This window comes from Thioalkalivibrio sp., assembly GCF_007692535.1.
Taxonomy (GTDB): domain Bacteria; phylum Pseudomonadota; class Gammaproteobacteria; order Ectothiorhodospirales; family Ectothiorhodospiraceae; genus Thioalkalivibrio.
This window is the reverse complement of record NZ_REBW01000038.1, coordinates 1-4182: the sequence shown is the minus strand read 5'-3', so window position 1 is coordinate 4182 and position 4182 is coordinate 1. Positions and strand designations below refer to the sequence as shown.

General features: G+C 61.7%; 3 protein-coding genes and 1 pseudogene. 3 read left to right on the top strand and 1 reads right to left on the bottom strand.

Features of this window, described 5'->3' with window-relative positions:
• Positions 1-206 (bottom strand): annotated as a pseudogene (locus tag EA346_RS00650) (hypothetical protein); the annotation flags it as partial.
• A 635-nt stretch (positions 207-841) separates the two neighbouring features.
• Here EA346_RS00650 and napF point away from each other — a divergent pair.
• The 3 genes from napF to napA all read left to right on the top strand — a co-directional run.
• Entirely contained in the window at positions 842-1279 is a 438-nt protein-coding gene (gene napF, locus EA346_RS00645; RefSeq protein ID WP_296754337.1) for a ferredoxin-type protein NapF, read from the top strand.
• 64 nt (positions 1280-1343) lie between these two features.
• The gene (locus EA346_RS00640; protein ID WP_296754334.1) at positions 1344-1661 is read left to right on the top strand and encodes a chaperone NapD; all 318 of its coding nucleotides are present in this window, start codon (positions 1344-1346) and stop codon (positions 1659-1661) included.
• 48 nt (positions 1662-1709) lie between these two features.
• On the top strand, positions 1710-4182 hold a 2473-nt coding region (gene napA / locus EA346_RS00635), incomplete at its 3' end, for a nitrate reductase catalytic subunit NapA (protein WP_296754331.1).

Genomic DNA, 4182 nt, shown 5'->3' with positions numbered 1-4182 from the left:
TCCGCCGGCCAGCGGTAGCGGAACAGGATCCGCTGTCCGTCATAGGCAACCTGCAACTGCAGCGGCATGGTCAGCTCGCTCGGGATCCAGACATGCCGATCCGGATCGCTACGCACCACACCGCTGCCATGGGTGATCAGCGCAAGGAGCAAGGCCGCGATGAAAAGCGTGGCGACAATGAGCAGGGCCGACTGACGCTTGAGCATTTTCCTCCTCCTTGGAGTCTTGGCCACGCTCGATTCGACGCCTGTTGGTAGTGCGGCGGGTATCAGGATGGTCTTGTTAAAAGGCTAGCAGGGTTCTGATTTTCTGCGATATCTCTTGATGCGTAGCCCAGTTGAGTTGGTTTTTCTCACCACGAGTGAGCCCGATCGAAAGCCGGGGCTGGTCCGGTCGTCCGTCGCGAAGCGCACCTCAATGCCAACAGGTTCTTTCTCTGGTATTTTTATTGCGAATGAAAAAAATGTATTACCTTCGCAGAATCTTTGATTGGCAGATTGGTACCGCATTGTAGGTACATCATGATATGTAAAATTTGGTACAAAAATAGAAACAAATAACTACCTGCCTGAATCTCCTTGCGCTATCCGTATTCACCTACTAGAAGACAGGATCATGTTCTCCCGGGTTTTGATAAAGAGAACCGAATTAAAGTGATTCGCGCGCCCCCCGGTTTCTCCTGCCGGCTTCGAGTTGCGACGTATCGGATCGCACCCGGGAGGGTGTAGCGCGACACTTGCCGTGGTGGCGGGTCAGGGATCAAAGAGGTGGCTCGTCGATGACTTCAGCAGTCAGCCGCAGGCGGTTTTTACGGGGCGATTTTTCCGGCAGCAGGGCGCCGTTGCGGCCGCCATGGTCGATTGCAGAAATGATGTTCACGGAGCTGTGTTCCCGCTGCGGTGAATGCCTGGACCGGTGTCCGACCGGGATCATCGTGCCGGGCTCCGGTGGGTTCCCGGTTGTCGACTTTTCTCGCGGCGAATGCCGCTTGTGCGATACCTGCACCGCCCACTGCGAACCAGGAGCGCTGTCCGGGGTTGCCAGGGCGCGCGGGGAGCCGGCATGGGAGCGGCAGGCGCATTTCACCGAGGCCTGCCTGAGCCGTTCCGGGATCGTCTGCCGCAGCTGCGCAGATCAGTGCGTTGCCCGCGCGATCCGGTTTCGCCCACAGGCGGGTGGAGCATTCCTGCCGCGGCTCGAGCCGGCCCTGTGCAACGGTTGCGGGGCCTGCGTGTCCCCCTGTCCCGTCGGCGCGGTCGAGATCCGCATGCCCCACTGATGGGCTGCGAACCCCTGAGCGGATGACACGTTTTCAACAAGTACGCAAAAAAGAGGAACGGCCAATGAATCTTTCCGGAATCGTGGTGCTCTGCAAGCCCCTGAACCTGCCGGCGGTATCGGCGGCGCTGACGGAACTGCCGGGGGTGGAGGTTCATTTCGAGGATCCGGAGCAGGGCAAGATCGTCGTCGTCCAGGAGGCGCTTTCCATCGCCGCGGAAATGAACGGTCTGCTCAGGATCAAGGCCGTCCAGGGCGTCATTCTGGCCGACATGCTCTACCACTATTTCGAAGAGGACCAGGAGATCCTGGACGGGCTCAAGAACCGCCAGGGGCGCGCCACGGGTGAGCTGGACCTGGTTCCGCCCACGCTCGCGGGCTGACCGACCTCCCAGATAACGACAACGAAAACTCCAAGGAGAACACCAACCATGACCGTCTCCAGAAGAAATTTCCTGAAGGCCGGCATTGCCGCCAGTACCGCTTCCATGGCCGGGCTCTCGCTGGGGCCGGCAGCCCTCGCCGCTGCTAGGGAAACGGAACAGGATTGGCGGTGGGACAAGGGCGTCTGCCGCTTCTGCGGGACCGGGTGCGGCCTGATGCTCGCGACCAAGAACGGACGCGTGGTGGCCCAGAAGGGCGATACCGAGAACCCGGTGAACCGCGGCTGGCAGTGCGTCAAGGGCTATTTCAACGCCAAGATCATGTACGGCCAGGATCGCCTCACCCAGCCGCTGATGCGCATGAAGGACGGTCAGTTCCACAAGCAGGGCAATTTCGTGCCGGTCTCGTGGGAGCAGGCCTTCGACGAGATGGAGCGCCAGTTCCGCAAGGCCTATGCGGAGAAGGGTCCCGAGGGGGTCGCCTGTTTCGGATCCGGGCAATGGACGGTCCAGGAAGGCTATGCGATGAACAAGCTGTTCAAGGCAGGCTTCCGGGCCAATATGGTGGATCCCAATGCCCGCAACTGCATGGCCAGCGCCGTGGCGGCCTTCTACAGCACCTTCGGCACCGACGAACCTGCGGGTAACTACGACGACATCGAGCACACCGAGACGATGGTCCTGTGGGGCGCGAACATGGCCGAGATGCATACGGTGCTCTGGTCGCGGATCATGAACCGGCGCATGGGCAATCCCGACGTGCGGGTGGTCAACCTGTCGACCTACCGCAACATGAGTTCCGACGGCGCGGACCTGGAAATCATTTTCAAGCCCAACAGCGACCTGGCGATCCTCAACTATATCGCGCGCGAGATCATCGCCCGGGACGCGGTGAACTGGGATTTCGTGAACAAGCACTGCATCTTCACGACCGGGCCGTACGACATCGGCTACGGCCTGCGCGCGGACCCCGAGGGCAAGTACACGTTCCCGGCCGAGGCCGACATCGTCGCCAAGGAACTCAAGGTCACGCTGGATCGAAACGAGGCGATCGCACAGCGACGCCAGGAAGGCGAGGTGGTCGAGCAGAACAACCGGGGCAACCCCGGCGCCCACTGGAGCATCAGTTTCGAGGACTACAAGAAGGCCGTCGAGCCGTACACGCTGGACTTCGTCGCCGAACTCGCGAAGGGTGATGACGCCGAGTCGCTGGAAGACTTCAAGAAGAAGCTTCAGGAACTGGCGGACCTGTATGTCGACGCCCAGCGCAAGGTCGTCTCGTTCTGGACCATGGGGATCAACCAGCACACGCGCGGCACCTGGGCGAACGAACTGATCTATGCCAACCACCTGCTGCTCGGCAAGCAGTCCCGGCCGGGCAACGGTGCGTTCTCGCTCACCGGGCAGCCCAGCGCCTGCGGCACCGCCCGTGAGGTCGGAACCTTCGCGCACCGGCTGCCCGCCGACCGGATGGTTTTCGTTCCCGCACACCGCAAGTACACCGAAGAGCACTGGAAGCTCCCGGACAAGACGATCAGCCCGAAGGTCGGCTCTTTCTATGGCAAGATCATGCGCGATCTGCAGGACGGCAGCGTCAAATGGGCCTGGGTGCAGGTGAACAACCCCTGGCACACCCATCCCAATGCCAATCACTGGATCAAGGCCGCGCGCGAGCAGGACAACTTCATCGTCGTCTCCGAGGCCTATCCCGGGATCTCGGCCAAGGTGGCCGACCTGATCCTGCCGGTCGCGATGATCTTCGAGAAGTGGGGCGCCTACGGCAACGCCGAGCGGCGCACGCAGCATTGGCGTGAGCAGGTACCGCCTCCCGGGATGGCCCGTGGTGATCTTTGGCAGACGCTGGAGTTCTCCAAGCGCTTCACCATCGCCGATTTCTGGGGCGAACAGACCGTGCCCGGCTTGAAGGCGGAGGGCTACGAGGACGACAAGCTCCCGAGCGTGCTGGCCGAGGCCGAGGCCATGGGGTACTCGCCAAACGACAGCCTTTACAAGGTGCTGTTCGCCACACCGGACAACAGGAAGCACGTCTGGCCCGATCCGGTCGCGAAGGGCCGCGAAAATCACACGACCAAGGCGCTGGGCGATGGCTGGTTCGTCGAGAAGGCGCTGTGGCAGGAATACGTGCCCTTCGGCCGCGGTATCGGCAAGGATCTGGCCGACTTCGACGTCTACCACCGCGACGAGGTGCGCGGCATGCGTTGGCCTGTGGTCGATGGCAAGGAAGGCACCTGGCGGTTCAACGAGGAGTACGACCCCTATGTCACCAAGGGTGCCGGGTTCGAGTTCTACGGAAAACTGCAGAAGTCCATCCCCAGTGGTGATCTCGACCAGATCACCGACGCCACGGCGGTCGGACTGCCGGGCAAGGCGAAAATCTTCTTCCGGCCCTATTCCGCGGCGGTCGAGCAGCCCGATGCGAACTACGATCTCTGGTTCTGTACCGGACGTGTGCTCGAGCATTGGCATTCCGGCACGATGACCCGAAGGGTTCCGGAGTTGC